The following is a 449-nucleotide window of genomic DNA, read 5'->3' on the forward strand; positions in this document are numbered from 1 at the left end:
GGGCGCGTTCGTCACGTTCCTCAACCTCCTGCCGGTCGGACAGCTCGACGGGGCGCACGTCTCCCGGGCGCTCGTCGGCGAGCGGGTCGCGGCGCTGCGGTACGTCCTGCCGCTCGCGCTGTTCGGGCTCGCGGCGGCGCTGCTGGTCTTCGCCGACGGGCAGGCGGTGGGCGTCTGGGTGCTCTGGGGGCTGTTGACGCTCCTGATCGGTCGCGCCGGAACCGCGACGCCGCTGGACGACGCGCCCGTCGACCGGCGGCGGCAGGCGGTCGGCGCGCTCGCGCTCGCGCTCGGCGCCCTGTGTTTCACCCCGGTCCCGATCGTCGTGACGGTCTGACCGCGGGACCGTGGCGACGGGGCGGCTGGGGAGCGGGCCAGCGAGTCACCGACGGATCCACGTGGCGACGGGGCGGCTGGGGAGCGGGCCAGCGAGTCACCGACGGATCCAC

1 pseudogene is annotated in these 449 nt (G+C 75.9%); it reads left to right on the plus strand.

Annotated elements, in window-relative coordinates:
* Positions 1-337, plus strand: a pseudogene (locus tag C475_RS23810) (site-2 protease family protein); the annotation flags it as partial.
* Positions 338-449 lie beyond the last annotated feature (112 nt).

The organism is Halosimplex carlsbadense 2-9-1 (assembly GCF_000337455.1).
In the GTDB taxonomy this organism is placed as follows: Archaea; Halobacteriota; Halobacteria; order Halobacteriales; family Haloarculaceae; genus Halosimplex; species Halosimplex carlsbadense.